The 24,852-nt window shown below is 54.9% G+C and carries 24 protein-coding genes; 8 read left to right on the top strand and 16 right to left on the bottom strand.

Features of this window, described 5'->3' with window-relative positions:
* Positions 1-31 precede the first annotated feature (31 nt).
* A complete protein-coding gene (locus A3OW_RS0104940) occupies positions 32-985 on the bottom strand; it encodes a transglycosylase SLT domain-containing protein (RefSeq protein WP_232422334.1) in 954 nt (317 codons plus the stop codon).
* Positions 986-1,296: 311 nt separating this feature from the next.
* Complete coding sequence (locus A3OW_RS0104935; RefSeq protein WP_020562319.1) at positions 1,297-1,983, bottom strand: histidinol-phosphatase; 687 nt, start codon at positions 1,981-1,983, stop codon at positions 1,297-1,299.
* A 159-nt stretch (positions 1,984-2,142) separates the two neighbouring features.
* Here A3OW_RS0104935 and A3OW_RS0104930 point away from each other — a divergent pair, with 159 nt between their 5' ends.
* Positions 2,143-2,700 (top strand): RNA pyrophosphohydrolase, encoded by a 558-nt coding sequence (locus A3OW_RS0104930; protein ID WP_033411565.1) that lies wholly within the window; start codon positions 2,143-2,145, stop codon positions 2,698-2,700.
* A 12-nt stretch (positions 2,701-2,712) separates the two neighbouring features.
* Here A3OW_RS0104930 and cpdA read toward each other — a convergent pair whose 3' ends face one another.
* From cpdA to A3OW_RS0104890, 9 genes are all read right to left on the bottom strand, one after another.
* Positions 2,713-3,507, bottom strand: a complete 795-nt coding sequence (gene cpdA / locus A3OW_RS0104925) for a 3',5'-cyclic-AMP phosphodiesterase (protein ID WP_020562317.1) — start codon at positions 3,505-3,507, stop codon at positions 2,713-2,715.
* Between the two features lie 21 nt (positions 3,508-3,528).
* Entirely contained in the window at positions 3,529-4,845 is a 1,317-nt protein-coding gene (gene argA / locus A3OW_RS0104920) for an amino-acid N-acetyltransferase (protein ID WP_020562316.1), read from the bottom strand.
* 34 nt (positions 4,846-4,879) lie between these two features.
* Positions 4,880-5,092: a type II toxin-antitoxin system HicA family toxin gene (locus tag A3OW_RS26900; RefSeq protein WP_083918142.1), complete on the bottom strand. Its 213-nt coding sequence runs from the start codon at positions 5,090-5,092 to the stop codon at positions 4,880-4,882.
* Positions 5,089-5,295, bottom strand: a complete 207-nt coding sequence (locus A3OW_RS0104915; RefSeq protein WP_020562315.1) for a type II toxin-antitoxin system HicB family antitoxin — start codon at positions 5,293-5,295, stop codon at positions 5,089-5,091. The genes A3OW_RS26900 and A3OW_RS0104915 overlap by 4 nt, the downstream gene beginning before the upstream one ends.
* Positions 5,296-5,424: 129 nt before the next feature.
* Entirely contained in the window at positions 5,425-6,357 is a 933-nt protein-coding gene (locus A3OW_RS0104910) for a DUF5655 domain-containing protein (protein WP_020562314.1), read from the bottom strand.
* A 4-nt stretch (positions 6,358-6,361) separates the two neighbouring features.
* Entirely contained in the window at positions 6,362-8,059 is a 1,698-nt protein-coding gene (ilvD, locus tag A3OW_RS0104905) for a dihydroxy-acid dehydratase (RefSeq protein WP_020562313.1), read from the bottom strand.
* A gap of 64 nt (positions 8,060-8,123) precedes the next feature.
* Complete coding sequence (locus tag A3OW_RS0104900; protein ID WP_020562312.1) at positions 8,124-8,798, bottom strand: TIGR04211 family SH3 domain-containing protein; 675 nt, start codon at positions 8,796-8,798, stop codon at positions 8,124-8,126.
* 43 nt (positions 8,799-8,841) lie between these two features.
* Positions 8,842-9,744, bottom strand: coding sequence for an ornithine carbamoyltransferase (argF, locus tag A3OW_RS0104895; RefSeq protein ID WP_020562311.1), 903 nt, complete (start codon positions 9,742-9,744; stop codon positions 8,842-8,844).
* 4 nt (positions 9,745-9,748) lie between these two features.
* Complete coding sequence (locus A3OW_RS0104890) at positions 9,749-10,927, bottom strand: acetylornithine transaminase (RefSeq protein ID WP_026223339.1); 1,179 nt, start codon at positions 10,925-10,927, stop codon at positions 9,749-9,751.
* Between the two features lie 165 nt (positions 10,928-11,092).
* Here A3OW_RS0104890 and grxD point away from each other — a divergent pair, with 165 nt between their 5' ends.
* The 3 genes from grxD (at position 11,093) to A3OW_RS0104870 (ending at position 14,382) form a co-directional block, all read left to right on the top strand.
* Positions 11,093-11,413 carry a Grx4 family monothiol glutaredoxin gene (gene grxD / locus A3OW_RS0104885; protein WP_020562309.1) on the top strand — a complete coding sequence of 107 codons (321 nt, stop codon included), beginning with the start codon at positions 11,093-11,095 and terminating at the stop codon, positions 11,411-11,413.
* Between the two features lie 145 nt (positions 11,414-11,558).
* Complete coding sequence (locus A3OW_RS0104880; RefSeq protein ID WP_020562308.1) at positions 11,559-13,529, top strand: cytochrome c peroxidase; 1,971 nt, start codon at positions 11,559-11,561, stop codon at positions 13,527-13,529.
* Positions 13,530-13,686: 157 nt separating this feature from the next.
* On the top strand, positions 13,687-14,382 hold the full coding sequence (locus A3OW_RS0104870; RefSeq protein ID WP_020562306.1) for a metallophosphoesterase family protein: 696 nt from the start codon (positions 13,687-13,689) through the stop codon (positions 14,380-14,382).
* A gap of 30 nt (positions 14,383-14,412) precedes the next feature.
* Here A3OW_RS0104870 and A3OW_RS0104865 read toward each other — a convergent pair whose 3' ends face one another.
* Positions 14,413-15,036 carry a TIGR04282 family arsenosugar biosynthesis glycosyltransferase gene (locus A3OW_RS0104865; RefSeq protein WP_020562305.1) on the bottom strand — a complete coding sequence of 208 codons (624 nt, stop codon included), beginning with the start codon at positions 15,034-15,036 and terminating at the stop codon, positions 14,413-14,415.
* A gap of 133 nt (positions 15,037-15,169) precedes the next feature.
* Positions 15,170-15,859 (bottom strand): TIGR04283 family arsenosugar biosynthesis glycosyltransferase, encoded by a 690-nt coding sequence (locus tag A3OW_RS0104860; protein ID WP_020562304.1) that lies wholly within the window; start codon positions 15,857-15,859, stop codon positions 15,170-15,172.
* A gap of 459 nt (positions 15,860-16,318) precedes the next feature.
* On the opposite strand from A3OW_RS0104860, the gene aqpZ reads away from it, so the two are divergent.
* Positions 16,319-17,056 carry an aquaporin Z gene (gene aqpZ, locus A3OW_RS0104855; RefSeq protein ID WP_020562303.1) on the top strand — a complete coding sequence of 246 codons (738 nt, stop codon included), beginning with the start codon at positions 16,319-16,321 and terminating at the stop codon, positions 17,054-17,056.
* Positions 17,057-17,334: 278 nt separating this feature from the next.
* Here aqpZ and lnt read toward each other — a convergent pair whose 3' ends face one another.
* From lnt to A3OW_RS0104840, 3 genes are all read right to left on the bottom strand, one after another.
* Entirely contained in the window at positions 17,335-18,918 is a 1,584-nt protein-coding gene (lnt, locus tag A3OW_RS0104850) for an apolipoprotein N-acyltransferase (protein WP_020562302.1), read from the bottom strand.
* A 334-nt stretch (positions 18,919-19,252) separates the two neighbouring features.
* Positions 19,253-20,032, bottom strand: coding sequence for a ParA family protein (locus A3OW_RS0104845; protein ID WP_020562301.1), 780 nt, complete (start codon positions 20,030-20,032; stop codon positions 19,253-19,255).
* Positions 20,033-20,095: 63 nt separating this feature from the next.
* Positions 20,096-20,581, bottom strand: a complete 486-nt coding sequence (locus A3OW_RS0104840) for a zinc ribbon-containing protein (RefSeq protein WP_020562300.1) — start codon at positions 20,579-20,581, stop codon at positions 20,096-20,098.
* A gap of 84 nt (positions 20,582-20,665) precedes the next feature.
* Between A3OW_RS0104840 and leuS the strand changes: the two genes are divergently transcribed.
* Genes leuS through holA form a run of 3 tightly spaced genes read left to right on the top strand, consistent with a single transcriptional unit; the run spans position 20,666 to position 24,762 of the window.
* The gene (leuS, locus tag A3OW_RS0104835; RefSeq protein WP_020562299.1) at positions 20,666-23,212 is read left to right on the top strand and encodes a leucine--tRNA ligase; all 2,547 of its coding nucleotides are present in this window, start codon (positions 20,666-20,668) and stop codon (positions 23,210-23,212) included.
* A gap of 22 nt (positions 23,213-23,234) precedes the next feature.
* Complete coding sequence (locus tag A3OW_RS0104830; RefSeq protein ID WP_020562298.1) at positions 23,235-23,732, top strand: LPS-assembly lipoprotein LptE; 498 nt, start codon at positions 23,235-23,237, stop codon at positions 23,730-23,732.
* Between the two features lies 1 nt (position 23,733).
* Positions 23,734-24,762: a DNA polymerase III subunit delta gene (holA, locus tag A3OW_RS0104825; protein ID WP_020562297.1), complete on the top strand. Its 1,029-nt coding sequence runs from the start codon at positions 23,734-23,736 to the stop codon at positions 24,760-24,762.
* Positions 24,763-24,852: the final 90 nt, after the last annotated feature.

Below are 24,852 nucleotides of genomic sequence, written 5' to 3'. Positions count from 1 at the left end.
TTTATTTCACAATCGGGCTCTGTAGCGTCCTTCAAAGATCCGGCAGCAGTCCGGGAATGCCTACCCGCTGAACTTGAACGGCATTGTTGCCTTCTTCATAGGCCGGTAATTCGCCTTTCTCCTGCCACAGCCGGAATGCCAGAGAATAGGACAGAACCCGTATCGGATAGTCGCGCGGCAGAGTCTGTAAATAGGGCTGAATGCTGGTAAAATCGGACGCGCCGTATTGCTGCATGATAAAGCGCAATCCTCCGTTGGCCGGACCAATATTGTAGGCAAGCAGAGCCAGAAACAAATCGTCGTTCATCTCGGTCAGATAGTGTTTGAACGTGGCGGCGGCTATGAAAGCGTTATGCCGGGAATTTTCAAGCGACAGCTTCTCCGTCTTCAGTTTGGTTTGCGCTTCCTTGATGATCGATTTCGGCACTTGCGTGATCTGAAACAAGCCGTGCCCCCCATCGTTGCTGTTTCTCGGCATAAAAGACGATTCCGTCGCGGCGATGCCCTGCAGCAGATTGACATCGACGTCAAAGGCTCCGGCGGCTTCTTCGATGACTTTTTGAAATGCTTTCGCCCGGACGATCATTTTTTGCAATTGCGCCGAATTGTACCGGCGGTATGCAGCATAAACCTGATGGGCAATGGTGACCCGTCCGGCCTCCTGTTTGCCCCCCACCAAAGTCCGGAAGCTTCCATAAGCCATGGCAAATTCGTCCTGAACGACGAACCAACCGATCAACAAGGCAAGGCCGGCAGCCATGAGAGGCGCTAAAAATTCAGTCCGGGACTGAAGCCATTGACGAAGCTTCCACCAGCCCACCAGAAACAGTGCGGTGATCACTACCATAACCAGGATGCCGATCGCAAACGGCAATAGATTGCCGAAAAAACTGGTTCCGGAAAATCGGTTCGCCGAATAGCCCAACAGCGCGATGATCAGCGAAATGGCTGTGACTGAAAGACCCAGGATTTCGAGAGCAAGCATCAGAATTTTTTTTCTGATCTGAGCCGGTGTCGGTTTTTTCTTTGCTTTTCTGGTTTTTGCTCTCGGTTTGCGTGGCGCTCGCTTCGTCTGTTCGGGCTTATCGGCAGGTTCGATGGCCGAGAATTCCGAACTCGTCTTTTTGCGCTTGGGTTTCGGCCGGGGAGGGGCGGCTTCAGAAATGTCGGAGTCGGAATGGGCCGATTGGGTCATAAGGATAACTGTGCATTGCGGCTGGCCGGAGCGAAGCCCGGCTCGATGAAAATCTTTCCCGTACAGAACAAATCTAATTCATGAATGCTTTTTGTAAAGGTTCATTTATGAAAATGATCGGTGGGGCAGATCCCGTTGCGCAAACTGATGATGGGCCAGCCGGCTTTCCGGGCGTGAGCTTTCAATTTTTCGTCCGGATCGACCGCCACCGCATGGTCCACCCTGTTCAGCAACGGTAGGTCGTTGTGAGAATCGCTGTAAAACCAACTGTCGTTCATTGTTTCCCGGTTGTCTTCGAGCCATTGCTGCAACAGCCTGACCTTGCCTTCCTGAAAGCAGGGTTCCCCGACGAAGTTTCCGGTATACCGTCCGTCGACAAATTCGGGCGGAGTCGCCAGCAAGTGGTCAATGCCGTACAACTTGACGATGGGCTCGGTAACGAAGCGGTTGGTGGCGGTGATGACTAGCAGCGTGTCCCCTCGACTTTTATGTTTGGCAATGAGTTCACGGGCGGGCTCCAGCAGGATCGGCGTGATGATTTCCGATACGAACCGGTCTCGCCAGGCAAAGAGCTGCCGGGGGGCGTGCAGGGTTAAGGGCCGTAGCGAAAAACGCAGAAATTCGACAATATCGAGCCTGCCTTGTTTGTAATCTTCGTAAAACCGGGCGTTTGCCGCTTCATACTGATGCTTGTCCACGATGCCCTGATCGACAAGAAATTGGCCCCACAGATAGTCGCTGTCGTCTGCTATTAACGTATTGTCCAGATCAAAAATCGCTAAACTCACAATAATCCCGGTTAAAATAATAAAAAGAATAAAACTCTATGGAAACTAAAGAAAAATTATGGAACAATGAGATACTAATTTTTTTCAATCGGCCTTCTCCCGATCATTTTATCATAGACGGGATCGGGAGCGGGCAGGATACAAGATGCAGGTTTTAACATGATAGACTCTAAAGGATATCGGCCTAACGTCGGAATCATCCTTTGCAATGACGAGGGTCGCGTGTTTTGGGCAAAACGAATGGGGATGAACGCCTGGCAGTTCCCTCAAGGCGGCATAAATCATGATGAAGACCCTGAAACAGCGATGTATCGCGAATTGTGGGAGGAAACCGGGCTACAGCAACAGCATGTTCAAGTGATCGGGCGCACGCGCTATTGGCTGCGGTACAAGTTGCCCGAACGTTATATTCGTAAAAATTCGATGCCTTTGTGCATCGGCCAGAAACAGATCTGGTTTATCTTGCGGCTGGTGACGCATGAATCCAACGTGCGTTTCGACTGCTGTCCGAAGCCGGAATTCGATACCTGGCGGTGGGTGGATTACTGGGAACCGCTCAACGACGTGGTTTATTTTAAACGCAAGGTGTATCAAAGAGCGATGACCGAACTGGGCGCGCTTCTGGCCATTGATTCGGTTCCGGTGAGCGCAGCCGGCTTTCTGGCCAGGGAAAAAACAGTCTCGGAATCGTACAAGGGCGTCAAAAAACATCGTTAATCGTGATGAACATTACCTGCCGGGTTCGGATTCACGGCCGGCCGGTCTTAAATAGCCTACGCTTGTGTCCATGCTGCCGTCGGCGTACAGATCGATCATGCGGTAACCGGGGGCGGTATCGTCGATGCTGAACTCCCGGCTGGCCGGCGTAAACTGGATGCAGGTCGAAGGCGCACTGAGGATTCGGATCGATTCGAACCGGCAATCCACCGCTTGATGCACATGGCCGCAGATGACGGCCTTTACCTGAGGATATTTGGCGGCTAACGACAAAAAATCCCGGCTGTTGTCGATCATCATGGTGTCCATCCAGTCGCTGTCGATTTTCAGGCAGTGGTGGTGCACGGCGATCAGGGTCGGATGATCTGGATTTTTGCTTAAGCAATCTTCCATGAAGGCTAACTCCCGCGCCTCGAGATGCCCTCCAGGATAACCCGGTACCTGGCTGTTCAGACAGAGAATTTGCCAGTTGTTCAAAAATAAACGTGACTCGCAGCGTATGTTTCCTTCATTCAAAACTTGCTGCATGAGCCGGTAGTCGTCATGGTTGCCGGGGAGGCATACGCAGGGGACAGGAAAATCCTCAAGCATTGTTAGGATCCTTTGGTAGCCCGAAAGGCTGGGTTCCTGCATCAGATCGCCGGTAAGCAAAATCAAATCGATGGTCGTGTTTTCGGCAAAAGCCTGCTCCAATACGGCGCGAAACGTCCGGTCGGTATCGAGCCCGTAAAATTTTTCGCCGGGAGCAGGCATGATGTGCGGATCGGTCACCTGCAGAATGGAAGCAGCGCGAGCAACAGAATTCATCGGCGGACTTTTCCTCAATTCCTATTCAATGTCTCTGACCAGAATTTTCGAGTTTCTTTCCGGGTTATAAAGGATTTTTAACGGCTCGGGCAGGTGGTTGAAATCGGTCGGCTGAAATCCACGTTCGATAAACCAGTGTGCGGTCTGGGTCGATAACACATACAGTTTTTTAAGAGCCAGTTTTTTCGCTTTGCGGTAGGCATGTTCCAGCATGCGGTTGCCCCGGGCTCCGCCCCGGTAGCCGGGATGGACGGCCAGGCAGGCGATTGCCCCGAAATGACCGTGCCGATGCGCATGAAGCGCGGTACAGCCGATAATTAACCCGTCCCGTTCGATGACAATGTAATCGGCGATTTCCGTTTCGATTTTTTCTCGTGTCCGTTTGGCCAGAATGCCTTGCAGCTCCAGCGGTTTGATCAGTTCCAGGATGCCGCCGATATCGTCCAGAGTAGCCGACCGGATGTCCTCGAAAGGAGCTTCGCTGACCAATGTGCCGATGCCGTTGCGGGTGAACAATTCGAGCAATAAGGCGCCGTCGGTTCTCCGGTCGATCAAATGGATCCGGCCGACTCCTGCGTTCGAACTCTGGATCGCGGCCTTCAGCGGCAGGCTGACGGTATTCGGAAGGTCGGGATGGTGGTCGAGAAAAGAGCGGGCTTCGGCGGTGGTCATCTGTTGGATCGGCTCGCCGCTTTCGGGATAGTTGAAGCCTTGCTCGGTCAAGAAAATCAGCTTTTCGGCCTTCAACGAGATCGCGACCTGCGTGGCGACCTGTTCCGCGGACAAATTGAAAACCTCGCCGCTCGGCGAATAGCCGATTGGCGAAATCAGCACGATCGCATCCTGATCGAGCTGCCGGCTGATCGCCGCTCCGTCGATGCGGCGGACTTCGCCGGTGTGGCCGTAATCGACGCCGTCGATTACGCCGATCGGTTTGGCCGTCACGAAATTGCCGGAAGCAACCCGTAACCCGTAACCCGCCATCGGCGTATTCGCGAGTCCCAGCGACAGCAGTGCTTCGATTTCCACGCGTGCGGTCCCGGCCGCTTCCTTGACGCATTGCAAGGCTAGATCGCTGGTGATTCGGAGGTTTTTGTGAAACAGGGCAGGGGCGTCCAGTTTTTGCAGCCGCTCGTCGATCTGAGGTCGGATCCCGTGCACCAGCACCAGACGAATGCCCAGGCTTTTCAGCAGCGCGAAATCGTGCACCAGATGGTCGAAGTCGGGGTCGAGCAGCGCCTCGCCGCCGAAATTGATCACGAAGGTCTTATTCCGGTGCGAATGGATGTAGGGAGAGGAGTCTCTGAACCAGTTGACGAAGGATTGATTGGATACCATCAAAGGAGTTTTGTCGAGAATGCGAAGATAAAAATTATAAGTCTTCCGGTTTTAATCCGGTATGTTTGGCGATGCGAGCAAGCATCCGTGGGCCTATTTCTTCATTGTCGTGAAAAGCGAATACAAAATCGGGCCAGTCTTTCCTAATTAGCGTCCGGTGTGAGCCTGACTGCCGCTTTATTTCCCAGCCGATATGCATTAAAGCCGCCAAAACCCGTTTGGCTTTAGCCGAAGGCCATTGGCTCACGGTGTAGCTAGTTCGATCGTTATCGGCATCGGACGGCTTTCGCCGGTTTCAATTTGTTCTGCAAGTATTCGAAGCATCAACGCTTCCGCTTTGCCCATCGCCTCATCGGCCGTTGTGCCGTAAGCCATCGCGCCGGGAATTTCGGGCACTTCGGCTAGCCAGCGGCCATCCTCTTCGCGTTCGTATTCAATGTGGAAATTCATGGAGTTGGCCTCTTGAAAGAAAGTTTTTAGGAGGTTAGTGTTTGCCGTAACATGACATTTGCAGCTTCAATATGTTTGGTTACGGCTAACGCGTAACCTAATCAACAGATCAGCTCTGTGTTAGAAATGTTATCCGCCAACCTTGTTGTATGTTAACTCGATATAGGGTTTAACTTTTTCGAATTCATCCTCGGTACCTATCGTGAACTCGGAATCTCCTGTTCCATAATGGCCGATTTTTGTAACATCACGGTAAGACTTAGGCGGAGACTTAACGTCTGCTGGACTTAGCTTTAGGAAAAGCTTGATGTTTCGGCTTTGCGGTTCCATGCATACAATGTTTTGTGAAATTTTGTAGGCAACATAGAATTTCTTTGGAACTTCCTCAATAGCAGGATCAATTCCTACGATGAATTCGCGGATAGTATGCATGAGGGCTTGAATATTATTTGGCTTTTCTTCTAGATGCTCATCAAAAGTGTACGTTGCCGTGGCGCGTATTTGCGCAGCTTTCTTTCCCGCTTCAACCATAATCGGATTCTTACCAATATTCTGGACAATGGCAGGAATTTTGGTTGCTTGCAAAACTTCTTCAAGGTAAAGAGAGCCATTTTTAAAGAGACGGTATTTCCATAACTCTATATTTGCCCCCATTACCTGAACAGCATGTAAATCATATTTCTTGTAATTGGGAGCGATGCAGATAACCCTTGTATCCGACCAATCTACTTCTATACCATTACCTAGCACTCGCTGAACTGCAATTTCAAAATCACCTTTGTGATCTTGAATCCAATGCAAATAGTAGAGACTTTGATTAATCAGTTCAGATGATTCAACCTTTTTGTACTCGATAATAACTGGGTTATTATCCTCAGACAGTGCGAGACTGTCTATGCGCCCAGCATGCAGCGTACCAGTCGAAAACTCCGAGGCCACGAAACGGCAGTTGAAAACAGATCCGAGATTTCTCTCAATTAAATTTTGCAACTCCTTCTCAACGGAGAAATTTGTCTGTTCAATCGGAACCAGATTTTGCCCCGACATTTCAAAAAGTGGCATTTATTCAATCCAAATTATCCGTCACTGCGCCTTTCGAAGCCGAGCTGACCAACTTGGCGTATTTCGCCAGAACTCCCCGGGTATAACGCGGCGCCGGCTGTTTCCATTTGTCGAAACGACGCGCGATTTCGTGTTCGTTCACGTGCAGCGTCAATTGGCGGGTTTCGGCGTCGATCGTGATCTCGTCGCCGTTTTGCACGATCGCCAGCGCGCCGCCGGTGTAGGCTTCCGGAGTGATGTGCCCGACCACGAAGCCGTGGGTGCCCCCGGAAAAGCGGCCGTCGGTGATCAAGGCGACCTCCTTGCCGAGCCCCTTGCCCATGACCGCCGAAGTCGGGGAGAGCATTTCCCGCATGCCGGGACCGCCTTTCGGGCCTTCGTAGCGGATCACGATGACGTCGCCCTTGACGATGTCTCCGTTCAGGATCGCCTGCAAAGCCTGCTCCTCGGCGTCGAAAACTTTCGCCTTGCCGGTGAATACCAGACCTTCCTTGCCGGTGATCTTGGCGACCGCGCCTTCGGCGGCGAGGTTGCCGTACAAAACGACCAGATGGCTGTCTTTTTTGATCGGCTGGTCCAGTGGATGGATCATATCCTGGCCTTCGGGATAAGGTTTGACGTCGGCCAGGTTTTCGGCCAGCGTCTTGCCGGTGACGGTCAGGCAGTGGCCGTGCAAGAGGCCGCGGTCCAGCAGTTCCTTCATCAGCGGCTGAATGCCGCCGATCTCGATCAGTTCGGCCATTTGATAGCGGCCGCTCGGCTTCAGGTCGGCAACCATCGGCACGTTTTTGCCGATTCGGGTAAAATCGTCCAGCGTCAGATCGACGCCGGCCGCATTGGCCATCGCCAGAAGATGCAGCACCGCATTGGTCGAGCCGCCGAGCGCGATGACCACCGTGATCGCGTTTTCGAACGCTTCTTTGGTCATGATGTCGCGCGGCTTGATGCCTTTTTTCAACAGTTCCAGAACCGCCGCGCCCGCGCGTTCGCAGTCGAGACGCTTGTCCTCGGAAACGGCTGCCTGAGCGGAGCTGTTCGGCAGACTCATGCCCAAGGCTTCGATCGCGGAAGCCATCGTGTTGGCAGTGTACATGCCGCCACAGGAGCCGGCACCCGGAATCGCTTTGGCTTCGATCGCGGCGAGTTCGGCGTCGTCGATCTTGTTGTTGGCTCTGGCGCCGACCGCTTCGAACACCGAGACGACGTCGAGTTTTTTGTCCTTGTGACAGCCCGGCAGAATGGTGCCGCCGTAAACGAAAATGGCCGGACGGTTCAAACGGGACAGGGCGATCATGCAGCCGGGCATGTTCTTGTCGCAGCCGCCGATCGCGACGATGCCGTCGAAGCCCTGGCAGCCGACGACCGTTTCGATCGAATCGGCGATCACTTCGCGCGACACCAGCGAATATTTCATGCCTTCGGTGCCCATCGAGATGCCGTCCGAGATCGTGATCGTGTTGAAGATCACGGCCTTGCCGCCGGTCTGATCGACGCCGCGCGCCGCGTTGTCGGCCAGTTTATTGATGTGCATGTTGCAGGGCGTGACCATGCTCCAGGTGGAAGCAATGCCGATTTGCGGTTTTTTGAAATCTTCGTTGGTGAAGCCGACGGCATGCAGCATCGCGCGGCTGGGCGCACGTTCCATGCCGTCGACAACTTGGGAGGAATAGGTGCGGGTCTTGGGGTCACCTGATTGAGTCATTTAAATCCTGTCCTGGTAAAAAATTGAAAAAATAGTTCTATCCGGGCTGCCGCAGCGGCCGGCTTCAGCGAAAGGTATCCCAGCCTCCGGATTTGCGGCGCCATCCGATTCTCGGCAGGATAAAGCCCAGAAGCACGCCGGTAAAAGCGACGGCGCCTCCGTAGAGAAACCAGTCCTGCTCGGTGCTGTCTTTCAGCACTTTATTATCGAGTTTGAATTGTTCGAGTTCACGTTCGAGGTTCACTACGTGTTCCTGCAGCTCGTCCCGTTCCTCTTTTATCTGTATGCTGTTGGCGGCGGTTTTTTTCAGATCGGAAAGTTCCCGCTGCAATTGGTCGCGCTCCGCCGCCAGCGATTGCTCGAGAGACGTATTCGGCGTTATGGATTGTTTGATCGATTCCAGTTCGGATTTCAGCCGGGCGTTTTCCATTTGCAGCGATCCCATGCTTTTGTTGGCGGCTTCCAGTTGAAAACGGCTGGGCGGATCCTTCATCAGATTGCGGGTCGGAAAGTAGCCTTCCTGGCCGTTTTCCAGTCGTACGCGGGAAAAACCGGTTTTTTTGTTTTCCGAGATCACGGTGAGCGGCGTGCCGGTCGGCAGAAGTTTTAACACTTTGCCTTTTTCGCTCTCTTCGCTGCGCAGCGATAAATTGATGGTGTCGGTGACATAGACCGTTCTGGCTTCCGCCGAAGCGAAGGCTGACAGCAGAAAAATAAAAGCGCTGAGTGCATTTTTCACTGGAATCTCTGGGTTGTGACGTCTAAAGAACTGTATTCTAACGTCATTTTGGGCACAAGAGAAACTCGAGCAGAGCTTTTTGCGCATGCAGCCGGTTTTCGGCCTCTTCGAACACCACGCTTTGCGGTCCGTCGATGACTTCGGCGCTGACTTCCTCGCCCCGATGCGCGGGTAAACAATGCATGAACAAGGCGTCGGGGCGGGCCGAAGCCATGATGTCCAGGTTAATCTGGTATTCCTTGAAAGCGGTCTCGCGCTGTTTTTGTTCCTGCTCCTGGCCCATGCTGGCCCATACGTCGGTCACGCACAGATCGGCGTCACGGGCCGCTTCCAGCGCGCTGCCGAAAAGCCGGATCCGCTCCCCGCCTTCGGCGATTATCTCAGGAAGCGGGCGGTAGGCCTGCGGGCTGGCGATATGCAAATTAAAATCCAGCAGCCTGGCCGCGTGAATATAGGAATGGCACATGTTGTTGCCGTCTCCGATCCAAGCGACGGTTTTTCCACGAATGTCGCCGCGCACTTCTAAATAGGTCTGCATGTCGGCCAGCAACTGGCAGGGATGTTCCCGGTCGGTCAGGCCGTTAATGACGGGAACTCTGGAAAATTCGGCGAAGGTTGTCACCGTTTCGTGCCGGTTGGTTCTCAGCATGATGCAGTCGACCATGCTGGAAATCACTTTGGCGCTGTCTTGCAAAGGTTCGCCCCGGCCCAGTTGCGTATCCCGAGGCGACAGAAAGATCGAGCTGCCGCCGAAATGGCTCATGCCCGACTCGAAGGAAACGCGGGTGCGGGTCGACGATTTTTCGAAAATCATCGCCAATACCCGGCCTTTTAACGGCTGATAATCCGGATCGCGATGATTTTTTAACTCGATCGCCCTCTGGATCAAATAGCGGAATTCTTCGGGAGTCAAATCGAGCAGACTGGTCAAGTGTCTAAGTTTCATAGAGTTACCATGCTTTTGTATGCTCTTCGACAAGAGCCGACAAGGTTGCGACGAGATAATCGATCTGGTTTGCATCGATGATCAGAGGCGGCAGCAGACGGATGGTCCTTTCGTTGGTGACGTTGATCAACAATCCTTTTTTTAATGCCAAAGCCGTCAATTCCGCGCAGGGGCGCTCCAATTCGATGCCGATCATCAAGCCTTTGCGGCGGATGTCGATGATATGGGGATTGCCTTCAAGGCGCTGCCGGAGTCCCGATTCGATGGCCCGGCCTTTTTCTTCTACCCGCTCGATCAACTGCTCGTTATCGAGAGTTTCCAGCACGGCCAGGCCCGCGCTGCAGGCCAGAAGATTACCGCCGAACGTGGAGCCGTGAGCGCCCGGCGTCAGAATGTTGGCCGCCTTGCCGTAGGCCAGACAGGCGCCGATCGGCACGCCGTTGCCCAAGGCCTTGGCCAGGGTGCAGACGTCGGGCCGAATGCCGTTGTGTTGGAAAGCCAGAAACCGGCCGGTGCGGCCGATGCCGGTCTGGATTTCATCGAGCATCATCAGCAGGTTGTGGCGGTCGCACAGAGCGCGTATTCGGTTCAGATAGTCGCCGGCCGGAACGTTGACGCCGCCTTCGCCCTGAACCGGTTCCACCAGGATGGCGACCACGTTGTCGTGCCGGCGCAGAGCCTGCTCGATGGCTTCGACGTCGTTGTAAGGCACGCGGATAAAACCTTCCACCAACGGCGCGAAACCCTGCTGAATTTTCGCATTGCCGGTGGCGCTTAACGTAGCCAGGGTCCGTCCGTGAAAACTCTTTTCCATCACGATGATCGACGGAGCTTCCACGCCGAGCTGATGGCCGTATTTACGGGCCAGTTTAATGGCCGCTTCATTGGCTTCGGCGCCGGAATTGCAGAAAAACACGGTGTCCATGCCGGTTTTTTCGCACAAACGATCCGCCAGACGCTCCTGCACGGCGATGCCGTAAAGATTGGAGGTGTGAATCAGCGTCTCGCTCTGTTTACAAACGGCTTTATGGATGGCAGGATGAGCATGTCCGAGATTGCAGACGGCGACGCCGGCCACGGCGTCCAGATAACGGTTGTCCTCGGTATCCCACAACCAGGCGCCGGCGCCTCGTTCGAACGTTACGGGTAAACGACCATAAGTTTGCATAATGTGGCTACTCATTTCTTTGTGCCTGTAAACGAGAAAGGCGGCCGCCGCCTGTGAAAAAGGTCCGATTATAATTTTGTCTCAAGGCACAGGCAAGAGCTGCTCCGGAACTTTTTGCTTTTTTATATAACCTAAAGTTGATAAAATTTTCGATTATTAACCATTTGAGAAATCCAAGCCATGAATGTGATTGAAAGAATCAAAAGCCAGATTGAAAATAATCCGGTTGTTCTTTATATGAAAGGCACTCCCGACTTTCCTCAATGCGGGTTTTCCGGTCAGACGGTCCAGGTGCTGGAAGCCTGCCACGCCAAATATAAAGCAGTCAACATCTTTGAAGATCCCGAATTGCGGGAAGCGTTGAAGAGCTTTTCCAACTGGCCGACCTATCCCCAGCTCTATATTAAAGGCGAACTGGTGGGCGGCTGCGACATCGTTACCGATTTGTTCGAGAAAGGCGAACTGGTCAAGATGCTTGAAGCAGCCGATGCAATCGCCTGATTGACCGGCGCCGTTAAGTCCAGGGACTGGACGAACTTCTGACCGATTCATTCTCTTCAAGGTAAACCCGCCTTCTTTCACGCTTCGGCGAACAAGAAAAGAGGAACGGGATTGCCGAGTTTCATTCCAGGCCGGATAGAATCTAATGCCCAGTTTTTTGACGGCGGGAAAGGATGCCCTGCCCGTAGCCGGCTTCACGAGTAGGCCGCATCGGAAGAAATTACTCGCCGCACTATTCTGCCTTTTTTCAAGCGGCCTCGTTCATGCCGATGCTCCAGGTTCTGCCGGGCAGTCAGTTCTCGCGCCCGGTTACGGCGCTCTGAGCTTTTCTCCACCGGAGCCCGGCACTTACCGGCTTCCATCCTTGGGGGTTGCCGTCGACGGCGACGTGCTCGATACCGAAGGGAGGGCGCTCAAGCTGCACGGTCTCATGGGCGACAAGATCGTTCTGCTCAGCTTCATCTATTCGACCTGCAGCGACGTCAACGGCTGTCCGTTGGCGACCGCGGTCCTGCATAAAATCAAGAGCCGTCTGAAGAAAGAACCCGAGCTAGCGGAACGCTTGCGGCTGGTCACGCTCAGCTTCAATCCCGGTCACGATACGCCGGAGGCGATGAAAGCGTATGGCCGAAGCTTTCAGGATCAGGGCGCCGAATGGCATTTTTTGACGACTCACTCGGAACAGGAGCTCCAGCCGATATTGTCCGGCTACAAGCAGCTCGTGCAAAAAGTGTACGATGCGCAAGGCCGGGACACCGGAACTTACTCCCATCTGCTTCGGGTTTATCTGATCGACCGGGAAAAGCAGATCCGCAATATCTACAGCGTGTCGTTTCTGCATCCGGACACGTTGATCAACGACGTCAAAACCGTGCTGCTCGCGGAGGCGCCGAAAACGGCCGGTCGAGAAAAGGCCGATACCGAGGCGACCGCCGAGGCCGTGTTTTCGGCTGGCGACAACAAGACCCATTATGAAAGCAGAGACTACGAGACTCGTTCCGTGGCTTTGAGCCAGCGCAAGGGCAAACCGGCCAATCTAATCCGGTGGGTGGAGAGACCGCCGCTGGGCTTGCCGAAAATCGACGTTCCCGCCGATAATCCGGTAACCGGAGAAAAAATCCGGCTCGGCCGCAGGCTGTTTTACGACCGGCGCCTGTCGCACAACAATACGTTTTCCTGCGCCATGTGCCATATTCCGGAGCAGGGCTTTACCAGCAACGAAATGGCTACGGCCGTCGGGATCGAGGGACGCACGGTTCGGCGGAATTCTCCGACCCTGTACAACGTCGCCTATTTCAAATCGTTGTTCCATGACGGCCGGGAAACCACGCTGGAACAGCAGGTGTGGGGCCCGTTAATGGCTCCTAACGAGATGGGCAATCCGTCGATCGGTTATGTCGTCGACAAGATCAACCGTAGTGCCGATTACCCGAAACAGTTTAAAAAAGCTTTCGGCAAAGGACCGGATATGGTGACGATCGGTCAGGCGATCGCCAGTTACGAGCGGGCCCTGAATTCGGCGAACTCCCCCTTTGACCGCTGGTATTACGGCAAGGATAAAAAAGCCCTGGAGGCCCGGGCGCAACAAGGGTTCAAACTTTTTACCGGCAAGGCCGGATGTTCCCAGTGTCACGCCGTGACTTCGAAACACGCGCTGTTTACCGACAACAATCTGCACAATACCGGCATCGGTTACGCCGAAGCGATGGGCGGCGCGAAGTCCGGCCGTCCCGTGCAATTGGCGCCCGGAGTTTTTGTGACCGTTGACGAGAAGATTATCCGCTCGGTCTCGGCCGAAAAAGCCAACGACCTCGGCCTTTATGAAATCACGCAAAATCCGGCAGACCGATGGAAATACAAGACTCCGTCGCTGCGCAACGTGGCTCTGACGGCGCCTTACATGCACAACGGCAGCCTGGCCTCGTTAACCCAGGTAGTCGAATTTTACAATCGGGGCGGCATCGCCAACGAGAATCTGGATCCGTTGATCAGGCCGCTGAATCTGACGGCGGACGAGGTGTCGGCGATCACGGCCTTTCTGTCTTCGTTAACCGGCGATAATGTGCAGGACCTGGTCGCCGACGCCTATGCGGCCCCGGTCGGAGATGCGCAGTGAAGGCGCTAGGTTGCAAGCGGACATTGTCCGGAAGGACGGCAGGGGAAGTTTGACGGCCCGGATTTTTTCTTTGATGGTTCTAATGAGGATTTTAATGGTACTATTTAAGATTGAATGCAGCGACACGGTTTGATCACCATTACATAGTTACAACAACATGAATCACAACCACAGAATCTTATTTGCCGGAGATCCTCACGGAAACTTTAAGCCGTTGATTGCTGTGGTGCGTGAATACCGGCCTGAGGCCGTCGTGCTCCTGGGGGATTACGATCTCGACATGCCTCTTGAAAATTATCTTCACGAAATCATCGGTTTAACCCAGATCTGGTGGATCGCCGGCAATCATGATTTTCAATCGCCCGGCAAATACCACAACCTGTTTCATTCTTCCCTGTCCGACCGGGGCCTGCATTTGACGGTCCGGGAAATTGGCGGGCTGAAAATTGCCGGCTTGGGCGGCATATTTCTGGGCCGGGTCTGGTATCCGCCGCATCGGCCCAAATGGATCAACAAGCAGCACTACTTAAACTCGCAGCCGAGCCATGCCACCCAAGCCGGCTTGTCGCTGAAATATCAGTCCGCCATCTGGCATGACGAATTCGAAAAATTGAAACGTTTGAAGGCCGACATCCTGGTGACCCACGAAGCGCCGGGCTCGCACCGGCACGGTTTCAGCGCGATCAGCGAGCTCGGGGCCGCGATGGGGGTGCGCATGATTTTTCATGGGCATCTGCATGAAAATTATATCGGCACCGTCCGCAGTCACATCAAGGTGGTCGGGGTGGCGGATCAGGCCGTCTGCGACTTGGTCGGCAACACGCTGACCGACAAATTTCTGAAGACCGGTTAACGTTCCACAATAACGCTTCGGTCAAGACCGTCAGGCCGTCTGCTTTCTGAAGCGAAGCAAATCCTCGGCGGTATCCACGTCCCACTGTTCCTTGAGCTCCCGGCAGCGAAGATGGTTCCGGCGGATTCTCGTTCGGGTTTGCTCCAGGACTTGCGCCGTGCCCCAGGGCATGGCGTCGAACAGCTCGGGACAGGGTCGGATCAACCCGATCAGTACGTATCCCCCATCCTCGGCAGGACTTAACACGGCGTCGCAGTCCCGGTTGATCGCTTCCAGAGCCTCCGCCAGATCCGCCGCCGTCAACGAAGGGCAATCGCATCCGATCAGCAGGGCGTTGGCGTAACGGGCCAGTTCCGAGCGGAACGCACGATGCATGCGTTCGCCGAGATCGCGCCCGCGCTGCTGCTTCAACCGCAGCGGATAAGCTGCCGCCGCTTCAGTGAAAAAAGGGTGCCCGGTCGAGGGCGCGCACCAGAGCTGAATCGGGCACAAGGAACTTCGGGCTGCCAGCTCCAGGGTTCGGATGCTGAGTTCCTGATGCAGTTCAGCCGCCTGTTCGGCGGTCAGTTCCGGCATCAGTCGGGTTTTCACCCGGCCGGGCTCGGGTGCCTTGCAGAAAATCATCAATACGCTGTCGGGATAGGCGTAGGTCATCCTGGATTTCGAAAAAATGGAAAATGATCAGGCCGGGAAGAGAATCCGTCCGGCCTGGACGGGGGTGTTATTGTGAACGCCGGAAATTCGGTCGTCATGCTTCGAATCCCATACAAAGGCCTCTGACCGTACGTTAGCGTTTTGACGGGGACTTCCCGTAATAACGCCGCGCCAGAACGTCCGGGTCGGCTCCGAAAAAATACTGTAGACGCAGACTCCACATCAGCAGAATGGTACGGATAATGCCGTCCTGCTGCCATTTCCGGGAGGAACTGACGACTTTGGTCTTTAGGCAGACGGGCGGGGATATTTTCTTTAGCGCTTTCGAGAGCGCAATGTCTTCCATCAAGGCGATGTCGGGAAAGCCGCCTGCCGAGACGAAAGCCTTTTTGCTGACGAACAAAACCTGGTCGCCGGTCGCGATGCCGGTAAGGCGGGAACGCCAGTTCATAAGCAGCGCGATGATCTTGAACATGAAATGACTGCCGCTCAATTGGATGTCGAAACGGCCCCATTCGCCGTTCGTTTCCAGTTGCCGCTCGATCCGGTCCAGAGCGTCCGGAGGCAAAAAGGTATCCGCGTGCAAAAAAATCAATACGTCTCCGGTGGCGAGTTTCGCGCCGAGATTCATCTGCCGGGCACGGCCTTTGGGCGAACGAACGACCCGGTCGGCCCATTTCCGGGCCAGGATTTCGGTATTGTCAAAACTGCCTCCGTCGACGACGATGATTTCAGCGCGGTTCCGAAGCGGTTGCAATGCTGCCAAACAGGCCGATATCGACGGTGCTTCGTTCAGGGTCGGGACGATGAGGGAGAATTTCATCGGGGATCGTCGGAATACAGCGTTAAAAACTCCATTTTATTACGAACGGCCGCCTTCGGTTAAGAAGAATCGAAGTCAACAAGAGTAGACTTGCGAGCGGAAAATGATTCGATCTACATTGTAATTCAATAAGATGAAATAACTCTGTAATTGACAGCCCCGGTATCTCTGGCTATAGTGCAAAACCGTAGCCGTACGATCGGTCGTTCTCGGAATCGGAAGCAAGCCGCCGTTGGCTTTTCACAACGGTCGGGCAGTCCATGATTCTGCGCGGACATCGGCAATCAAAAGAGGGACGATCAATCGACCGTAACCGCTATCTGCAGTCATCAGTCTGGATGCAGTTTGTAGGGAAATGATGTTTGTTTGGTTCAATCAAGAAAAATAAAACCGGAAAGAGCGGAATCCAACCGCCTTACCGTCGAGTTGTCGTTATCCACAACCTACGGAGTACCAATCATGAAACAATATGCTGCTGAATTTTTTGGAACATTTTGGCTGGTTTTAGGGGGCTGCGGCAGTGCCGTTCTGGCTGCGGCGTTTCCGGATGTGGGCATCGGGCTGTTGGGCGTGGCGTTCGCTTTCGGCCTGACGGTATTGACCATGGCTTATGCCATCGGCCATATTTCGGGCTGCCATTTAAATCCGGCGGTGTCGATCGGATTATGGGCAGGCGGACGCTTCCCTGCGGGAAAGTTATTGCCCTACATAATCGCGCAGGTGTTGGGCGGCATTGTCGCCGGCGGCGTCCTGTATCTAATCGCCAGCGGCAAAACGGACTTCAATCTGGCCGCCGGATTTGCCGCCAACGGTTACGGAGAACATTCGCCCGGGGGCTATTCCTTGACGGCGGGACTGGTCACCGAAGTCGTCATGACCATGATGTTTCTGCTGATTATTCTCGGTGCGACCGACGGCCGGGCGCCGCAGGGTTTTGCGCCGCTGGCCATCGGGCTCGGCCTGACCTTGATCCATTTGATCAGCATCCCGGTGACCAATACCTCGGTCAACCCGGCCCGAAGCCTGGCGGTGGCGGTCTACGTCGGCGACTGGGCTTTGGCCCAACTGTGGCTGTTCTGGCTGGCGCCGATCATCGGGGCCGCTTTGGGAGCGGTTATTTACCGTTATCTGGGCAGCGCCGAAAGTGAAGAGCCTGCTGTTTTTGAAATTCCCAGCCGGCCGGTGGGCGGATCCTGAAAAAATCCCGAAACTCCCTTGTTGACCGGACAAGCGCAAACCGCCTCCGACCCGGCGTCAGTCCCCTCATGCAGTTTGCATTGACCGTGGAAATGACCGAGTCTTAAAGAAGACCTGCGAGTTTTTTGCAACCTCGCAGGTCCGGAGCCTCCATTTTTTCGTTTCAACGTGAGCGATTAACGATGTTGTCCGATGATGCCCCGAAAGAGAACCGGTGCCGCTAACCTGTTGACGTTTCGGCGAAGTCACGGCATGTCGATCTTCCCGAGTCTTAAAGATCAATGCTTTTGTCGATCGTCGATTTTTCGGCCGAAGGCGCCGAGCGCCAGCAACAGGAACAGAACGGTCCAAAGCAGGCCGGGCACCAGCCGGAACCATCGCTGATAAAAAGTAGGAGCCGGATGGACCCGATAGGGCACTTCGAAGATACCGGTCCAGGTGCGATGGAGCGGCGAGCGTTCGAGAATATCGCCGGACGCCAGGGCAACCGTGGATATGCCGGTATTGGTGACTCTCAGCACCGGGATGCGAAACTCGACCCCTCGCGCCAGCGTCATGTACATGTGCTGGTAGGGCTCCTGCCAGGTGCCGTACCAGGAATCGTTGGTGGCATTGACGATGAACTGGGCGCCGAGATCGGCCAGCGCCCAGGAAAACTCCGGAAACAGGCTCTCGTAGCAGATTTGGCCCCCCATCCGGTAGCCGTTCCATTGCAGCAGTTGCGTCGGTCCCTGACCCCTTGCGAATTGCCCGGTCGGCGGCAGCCATTTGCGAATGGCCGGAAAAATCCGCTCGCCCGGTATGTATTCGCCGAAGGCCAGCAGGATGGTTTTGCTGTAATGCGGCGGCGTCAACTCGCCGTTTTTGTTCAATACGAACATCGAATTGGTCGGAAGCCCTTGCCGCCGGTCGAAGCCGTAGGCGCCGGTAATCAGGGCGAGCTGCCGCGCCTTCAGAAACTGGCTCAACGCGGCAGGGTATTCTTCATTGGCGAACTCCTCTCCCAGCAGCGCCGGAAAGGCCGTTTCCGGCCAGACCGCAAAATCGATGGTTTCGTTCCGGTGGGACAGCAGCGCCCGGTCGGTCAGTTCGAGATAGCGTCTCAAAATTTCCGGACGGTAGCCCTGGCCGAGCTCGGCCGCCATTTTTTCCGAGTTCTCGATGCTGGCCTGCACCAGCAGCGCCTTGAATTGGTCATCCGGAGCCGGCAGGCGGTTTTTCAGCCAGAAGCCGCCGGCATTCAAGGTCAGGAAACCGAGAAGGACGGCCGCCGCGATCGTCTGGCCGGAACGTTGCTTCCGTTTCCGCCAGGCGATCAGGAGAGGCAGATTGCACAGCAGAGTGGCGGCGCTGAGGCCCTTAAAGCCGACGATTTCCGCCCATTGGTAGATGGGAAGTCCGGCGCCGTACCAGGAATAGCCGAAGTTCCAGTCGAACAAAGTCAATGAGTAAGCTTCGCACAACACCGTGATCATCGCCATCAGCGCCAGCGACAGCGGCTCGGGCCAGCGAAACTTCCGTTGTCCCCAGAACCATACTACGCCCGCGAGCGGAACGAACAGGTGCGCAACCAGGGCGTACAGCAACATGCCGACGACCGCCAGGGGCCAGGGCAGGTGGGCGAACTCGTGCAGCAAATAGGTCACCCAGTTAAAGCCGATCAGAGTAAATACGAACGACGTCAGCAAGCCGCCCAAGAAAACCTCCCTCAGGCGCGTCTGCCTTTGCCAGAACAGCCATAGAGGAACAAAACAAAACAGGGCTGCCCAGGGCGGGAAAGGGATGTAACTGGTGCCGATCAGAATGCCGGACAGCAAAGGAAGCAGCCAGGGCTTGGCGCCGGATAGGGAAAGACTGACCATGACGACTGAAAATTACGGAAGAAAAATATTATCGGAAGCGAAATAACGGTTCATCCCTGAAATGATCGAATCCTGCTTCGGTTGACCGGCCTGTTTCAGTAAGTCAATCCGGCGCCGGTCGGAATCGGCAACAGCGCATTACAGACCGTTCCAGGTTGCTTGCCGAGTAAAACGGCTATGGCGCGCCTTCCGGAAAGCAATCCTTAGCTCATCCGCGAGGTTAACATGAAGCTTGCGAACCCCAACCGGATCAGTTTTCCAATGGCCGGAGGGGGTATGGCGACGGCGTCCTTGGCGGTTGTCTTCTCAACCTGCGCTCCGCGTCGAAACGGAATCAGCCGCCGTGAATTTCGGCATGCAAGGCGCGGTATTCGTCGGTCAGTTTGTGATTGGGGACGTAATGGACCAAAGGTTGAGCCTGACTGTGCGATTCCCTGACCTTGACCGAAGGCGAGATCATCGCGGACAGCACCGGAAGTCCTTCGGCGATCAGTTGATCGACCAGTTGGCGCGGCAGATTGGCCTGTTTCTGGAACTGATTGACGACAATGCCTTCGATGGTCAGATTCTGGTTGTGATCGGCCTTGACTTCGGAGATGGTCTGCATCAGGGTCAAGAGCGATTCACGGGAAAACGTGTCGCAATCGAACGGAATCAGGCATTTGTCGGCTGCAATCAAGGCCGACTGGCTGTAAAAGTTGAGGATGGGCGGCGTATCGATGTAGATCGAATCGAAGCCTCGCAGATTATCGAGCCCTTCCTTCAGTTTGAAGATCTTGAAGCGCGACTCCAGCCGGCCTTGCAGCGGCTCGAGATCGGGATGCGACGGAATGACGTACAGATTGGGAAACGGTGTTTCGTGAATCGCATTTTCAAGCCCGGAATTGTTATTGTTCCCGAACAGCGAAAGGCTGAGGCAATCTTTAAAATAGTGGGCAATGGTCCTGTCGCTGTCGCTGACTTTTCCGCCCAACAGGTATTGCGTCGAATTGCCCTGGACGTCGAGATCGATGACTAACGTACGCTTTCCTTCAACGGCGCTGATCGCGGCGAGATTGCACGTAATCGTCGATTTGCCGACACCGCCTTTCTGATTGAAAATGACTCTGCGCATGTTGCTACCTATAAAACTGCCAAGATGAAAAAACCTTATTTTATAAGGTTTCGATCGCTAATATCAAATACGGACAAAGGTTTTTGCATGGCATACCGGGCACTCCGGAATTTCGCTGGTGGTTTTGAAGGCGATTTCCTTGCCGCAGTTATCGCAAATGAAAGTGCCGGGAAGGGTGATGTCGCCGCTTTGGTAGCGATGGGTTTTGGCCAGCTCCCCCAGTTTCGCCAGTTCGATGCGCGTCTTGTCGGCCACGCTGAGGAAGGCGTCCAGCGTGAAATTTTCGATCAGTTCGATATCAAATTTGAACCATTCCGAAAGAGAATTAGAATCCTTTTTTTCGGTCAGACCGTGCGCCGCGGTTTCCACGTCGCGCTTGACGTAATCGCCGACCCGGTTCAACTCCTCTTTGCTCAGGTCGCTGTCTTTTCCGGCTTTTTCCTTCGAAATTTCAAGCGCTTCCGCAAGGGAATGAAGGGTCTCGTCCATCGTTTCGTAAAGATGCCTGACGATGTCGTTGTAAGCCTGGATAAATTTATTTTTCTTCATACGGTACTACTCCTGAAAATGGCTCTTTAGATTTACTTAACAGTGCGGTATTCTAACGCTTTTGACCGGTAAAAGACGAGAAGGATGGAAGAAATTTACAAGCCGCTGGCCATTGAGCAAGCCGTACAGAAAATTTGGGAAGAGTCGGGCGTCTTTAATGTATCCGAGACCGCCAACCAGGACAAGTATTATTGCTTGTCGATGTTTCCGTATCCCAGCGGTAAATTGCACATGGGGCACGTTCGCAACTACACCATCGGCGACGTGATCAGCCGTTACCAGCGCATGCTCGGCAAGAACGTGCTGCAGCCGATGGGTTGGGATGCGTTCGGCCTGCCCGCGGAAAACGCCGCGATGCAGCACGGCGTCCATCCCGCCGACTGGACCTATGAAAATATCGCTTATATGAAAGGCCAGCTCAAGCGCCTGGGTTTCGGCTACGACTGGAACCGGGAAATCGCTACCTGCGATCCGGATTATTACCGTTGGGAACAGTGGTTCTTTCTGAAGCTGCTGGAAAAAGGCCTGGTCTACAAAAAGACCGCGCCGGTCAACTGGTGCCCGAACGACATGACCGTGCTGGCGAACGAACAGGTCATCGACGGCTGTTGCTGGCGCTGCGACACCCAGGTGGAACGCAAGGAAATCGCCCAGTGGTTTTTGAAAATCACCGCTTACGCCGATGAACTGCTCCAGTCGCTCGAGACTCTGGACGGCTGGCCGGAGCAGGTCAAAACCATGCAGGTCAACTGGATCGGCAAAAGCTACGGGGTGCGCTTCGCCTTTCCCTACGAATTTGACGGCAAACAGGACTTGTTGTGGGTCTATACCACCCGGGCCGATACGATCATGGGCGTCACTTTCTGCGCGGTCGCCCCAGAGCATCCCTTGGCCGCTCAGGCCGCCAGGAATAATCCGGAGCTTGCCGCTTTCATTCACGAATGCGAGCAGACCGGTACCGCCGAGGCCGATCTTGCGACCGTCGAAAAGAAAGGCATGCCGACCGGCATTCAGGTCACGCACCCTCTGACCGGAGAAAAAGTGCCGGTCTGGGTAGGCAACTACGTGCTGATGAGTTACGGCGAAGGCGCGGTCATGGCAGTGCCGGCGCATGACGAGCGCGATTTTCATTTCGCGCAGAGATACGGCTTGCCGATTAAACAAGTCTTGCACCGTAAAACGATCGATTTTAGCCGGAATTCATCCGGAGTTGGCAGCGGCAGTGATTATGGGGACGCCGGCGGCAGCCAAATCGACCTGCCTTTTGATCAGAACCGTTGGCAGGATTGGTATGCGGCGAAGGACGAGTTAATGGTACTGGTCAAAAGCGGTAAATACGACGGCCTGACGCATAAGCAGGCCATTGACGCGGTCGCTGCCGATCTGAAAGCCAAGGATCTCGGAGACAAGCATGTACGGTTTCGGCTGCGCGACTGGGGCGTGTCCCGCCAGCGTTACTGGGGAGCGCCGATTCCGGTGATCTATTGCGACGATTGCGGAACGGTGCCCGTTCCGGAAAGCGATCTGCCGGTGGAATTGCCGCGGGACGTTGTGCTGGACGGATCGCAATCGCCTCTGGTGGCGCATCCCACCTTTTCGCAGGTCGAGTGTCCGCAATGCGGCAAAGCGGCGCGCCGCGAAACCGATACTTTCGATACTTTCATGGAATCGTCCTGGTATTTTGCGCGTTTTGCCGGCATTAGCGATGATGCCATGCTGGCGGACAGCGTACATTATTGGCTGCCGGTGGATCACTACATCGGCGGCATCGAGCATGCGATCCTGCATCTGTTGTACGCCCGGTTTTACACCAAATTGCTGCGCGATGAAGGTCTTTTGCGCTGCGGCGAGCCGTTCAAGAACCTGCTGACTCAAGGCATGGTGCTGAAAGACGGCAGCAAGATGTCGAAATCCAAAGGCAATACCGTCGATCCGCAAGCGTTGATCGATCAATACGGCGCCGATACCGTGCGCTTGTTCATCATGTTTGCCGCGCCTCCGGAGCAGTCCCTGGAATGGTCGGACAGCGGCGTCGAAGGCGCTTTCCGCTTCCTGAAAAGGCTGTGGAAACTGGTCCATCAACACGTGGCATCCGGTGGAGCAAGCCGGCCGTTCGATCGGCAGGCCATGACCGAAGAGCAAAAAACGCTGCGCCGACAGTTGCATCAGACCATTGCCAAGGTCACCGACGACTACGGCCGGCGTTATACCTACAACACGGCAATCGCCGCCAACATGGAGCTGGTGAACGCCCTGGCGCGCTTCAATGACGAATCGGAAAACGCGCGGGCCTTGCGCCAGGAAGCCTTTGAAGCCATCGTTCTGATGCTGTCGCCGATCGTGCCGCACATCTGCCATCGGATGTGGCAGGAGCTGGGGCATCCGGAAGCGATCGTCGGCGCTGCCTGGCCGACGGTCGACGCTTCGGCGCTGACCCAGGACAGCCTGGAGCTGGTCATTCAAGTCAACGGCAAGCTGCGCGGCAAAATCACCGTTCCGGCTGCGGCGTCTGCCGCTGAAATCGAACGGCTGGCGTTCGCTGACGATCATGTCAAACGATTTATTGAAGACCGGCCGGTCAGAAAGGTGATTGTCGTGCCTAAAAAACTGGTTAATATCGTGGTTGAGTGATTTTTTGTTGCCGAGAGTCGGGATGTTGCGTAAAAAAATAGCTGTTCTTGTTTTTTCCGTACTGCTGAGTGCTTGCGGTTACCATCTGCGCGGAAGCTCCACCGAAGTGGCTCAGGAGATTAAATCGATTTATTGGGACGGCGGTACTCTCCAGCTTCGCGAGCAATTGAAAGGCGTACTGGGTTCGTCGGCGAGCAAACTGGCCGATTCGCCGGAAAAAGCCGGAGTGACGGTCAAAATTCTGAACGAGGACTTTCGCCACCGGGTCCTGTCGCTGAGTTCGCGCGGCCGCTCGAACGAAGTCGAACTGGATTACCAATTGGATTACGAATTGTACAAGGAAGGAAAATTATTGCTCGAAAGGCAGCCGCTGCGGCTCAGGCGCGAATATTTCAACGATCAGCAGGACATTATCGCCAAGGATAATGAAGAACGAGTGATTCGTGACGAAATGTATCAACAGGCCATTCAAAGCATTTTGAGCCGGGCGCGGCTGGAGCTGCAGGCGGCTTCCAAATAACATGCGGCTAAAACCGGAGCAACTGGACCAGCATCTCAAACAAGGCCTGGCTCCGGTCTATCTTGTCAGCGGCGACGAGCCCCAGCAACTGGGCGAAGCCTGCGATGCGGTCAGGGCGGCTGCCCGGAAAGCGGGTTTTGAAACGCGCGAGATATTTTCCGCCGATGCCGGGTTCGAATGGAGCAATCTGACTGTTTACGCGGGCACACTGTCGATCTTTTCGGATAAGAAAGTGATCGATTTGAGGCTGCCCGGAACCACGCCGGGAGCCGACGGCTCCAAGGCTCTGATGGCCTATTGTCAGCATCCTCCCGAAGATACGTTGCTGCTGATCACGATGGATAAACTCACCGGTGAAACCTTGAAATCGCACTGGTTTCAGGCAGTCGACAAGACAGGCGTCGTGGTTCAGGTCTGGCCGGTCGACGGTCAGGAATTGATCCGATGGCTACAGCAGCGTTTGCAGCGCCGGGGGCTGAGTGCCGAAGCCGAAGGCGTCCGGCTGCTGGCGGCCATGGTCGAAGGCAACCTGCTGGCCGCCGTTCAGGAAATAGAAAAGCTTTACATCCTCTATGGCGCAGGACCGCTCAGCGCTCGGCAGATTCTCGACGTGGTCGCCGACAGCTCCCGCTTCGACGTGTACAAGCTGATCGACAGCGTTCTGCGCGCCGATACGCACAGAACCATGAAAATACTGTCGGCTTTGCAAGCCGAGGGCATCGCCGCGCCCATCGTGCTGTGGGCGTTGACGCGCGAGGCGAGGACATTGAGCAAGATCAAACAGGCCTTAGCCCAGGGCCGGAATCGGGAAACCGTATACAGAAACCACCAAATCAGGGACAATCGCAAGGCGCTGATAAGTTCTGCTCTCGACCGGCTGAGCCAGGCCGATCTCGACAAGATACTGCTCCGGAGCGCTCGAGTCGACCGGCAGATCAAAGGGCAGGAGCCGGGCGATCCGTGGGAAACATTGCTGAGTCTTTGCCTGTCGCCGGCCTCGGTCGGAATCGTGACGGAGCCGGATCGATGATTGCGCTCCGGGCAAAGCTTTCGAGTATCAGCCGGGGAAGGCTATCGTGAATTTCCGGCCGGCAGGATGCCGATAAATTTAATGCTATTG

The organism is Methylosarcina fibrata AML-C10 (genome assembly GCF_000372865.1).
Lineage (GTDB): Bacteria > Pseudomonadota > Gammaproteobacteria > Methylococcales > Methylomonadaceae > Methylosarcina > Methylosarcina fibrata.
The sequence above is the reverse complement of the archived record's forward strand: the minus strand, read 5'-3'. Positions and strand labels throughout refer to the sequence as shown.

What these genes read in the sequence shown, in the direction of transcription:
- A3OW_RS0104940 (WP_232422334.1), bottom strand. Translation starts at nt 985, where the DNA reads ATGCTTGCTCTCGAAATCCTGGGTCTTTCAGTCACAGCCATTTCGCTG.
- A3OW_RS0104930 (WP_033411565.1), top strand. Translation starts at nt 2,143, where the DNA reads ATGATAGACTCTAAAGGATATCGGCCTAACGTCGGAATCATCCTTTGC.
- cpdA (WP_020562317.1), bottom strand. Translation starts at nt 3,507, where the DNA reads ATGAATTCTGTTGCTCGCGCTGCTTCCATTCTGCAGGTGACCGATCCG.
- argA (WP_020562316.1), bottom strand. Translation starts at nt 4,845, where the DNA reads ATGGTATCCAATCAATCCTTCGTCAACTGGTTCAGAGACTCCTCTCCC.
- A3OW_RS0104915 (WP_020562315.1), bottom strand. Translation starts at nt 5,295, where the DNA reads ATGAATTTCCACATTGAATACGAACGCGAAGAGGATGGCCGCTGGCTA.
- A3OW_RS0104910 (WP_020562314.1), bottom strand. Translation starts at nt 6,357, where the DNA reads ATGCCACTTTTTGAAATGTCGGGGCAAAATCTGGTTCCGATTGAACAG.
- ilvD (WP_020562313.1), bottom strand. Translation starts at nt 8,059, where the DNA reads ATGACTCAATCAGGTGACCCCAAGACCCGCACCTATTCCTCCCAAGTT.
- argF (WP_020562311.1), bottom strand. Translation starts at nt 9,744, where the DNA reads ATGAAACTTAGACACTTGACCAGTCTGCTCGATTTGACTCCCGAAGAA.
- A3OW_RS0104890 (WP_026223339.1), bottom strand. Translation starts at nt 10,927, where the DNA reads ATGAGTAGCCACATTATGCAAACTTATGGTCGTTTACCCGTAACGTTC.
- grxD (WP_020562309.1), top strand. Translation starts at nt 11,093, where the DNA reads ATGAATGTGATTGAAAGAATCAAAAGCCAGATTGAAAATAATCCGGTT.
- A3OW_RS0104880 (WP_020562308.1), top strand. Translation starts at nt 11,559, where the DNA reads ATGCCCAGTTTTTTGACGGCGGGAAAGGATGCCCTGCCCGTAGCCGGC.
- A3OW_RS0104870 (WP_020562306.1), top strand. Translation starts at nt 13,687, where the DNA reads ATGAATCACAACCACAGAATCTTATTTGCCGGAGATCCTCACGGAAAC.
- A3OW_RS0104865 (WP_020562305.1), bottom strand. Translation starts at nt 15,036, where the DNA reads ATGACCTACGCCTATCCCGACAGCGTATTGATGATTTTCTGCAAGGCA.
- A3OW_RS0104860 (WP_020562304.1), bottom strand. Translation starts at nt 15,859, where the DNA reads ATGAAATTCTCCCTCATCGTCCCGACCCTGAACGAAGCACCGTCGATA.
- aqpZ (WP_020562303.1), top strand. Translation starts at nt 16,319, where the DNA reads ATGAAACAATATGCTGCTGAATTTTTTGGAACATTTTGGCTGGTTTTA.
- lnt (WP_020562302.1), bottom strand. Translation starts at nt 18,918, where the DNA reads ATGGTCAGTCTTTCCCTATCCGGCGCCAAGCCCTGGCTGCTTCCTTTG.
- A3OW_RS0104845 (WP_020562301.1), bottom strand. Translation starts at nt 20,032, where the DNA reads ATGCGCAGAGTCATTTTCAATCAGAAAGGCGGTGTCGGCAAATCGACG.
- A3OW_RS0104840 (WP_020562300.1), bottom strand. Translation starts at nt 20,581, where the DNA reads ATGAAGAAAAATAAATTTATCCAGGCTTACAACGACATCGTCAGGCAT.
- leuS (WP_020562299.1), top strand. Translation starts at nt 20,666, where the DNA reads ATGGAAGAAATTTACAAGCCGCTGGCCATTGAGCAAGCCGTACAGAAA.
- A3OW_RS0104830 (WP_020562298.1), top strand. Translation starts at nt 23,235, where the DNA reads ATGTTGCGTAAAAAAATAGCTGTTCTTGTTTTTTCCGTACTGCTGAGT.
- holA (WP_020562297.1), top strand. Translation starts at nt 23,734, where the DNA reads ATGCGGCTAAAACCGGAGCAACTGGACCAGCATCTCAAACAAGGCCTG.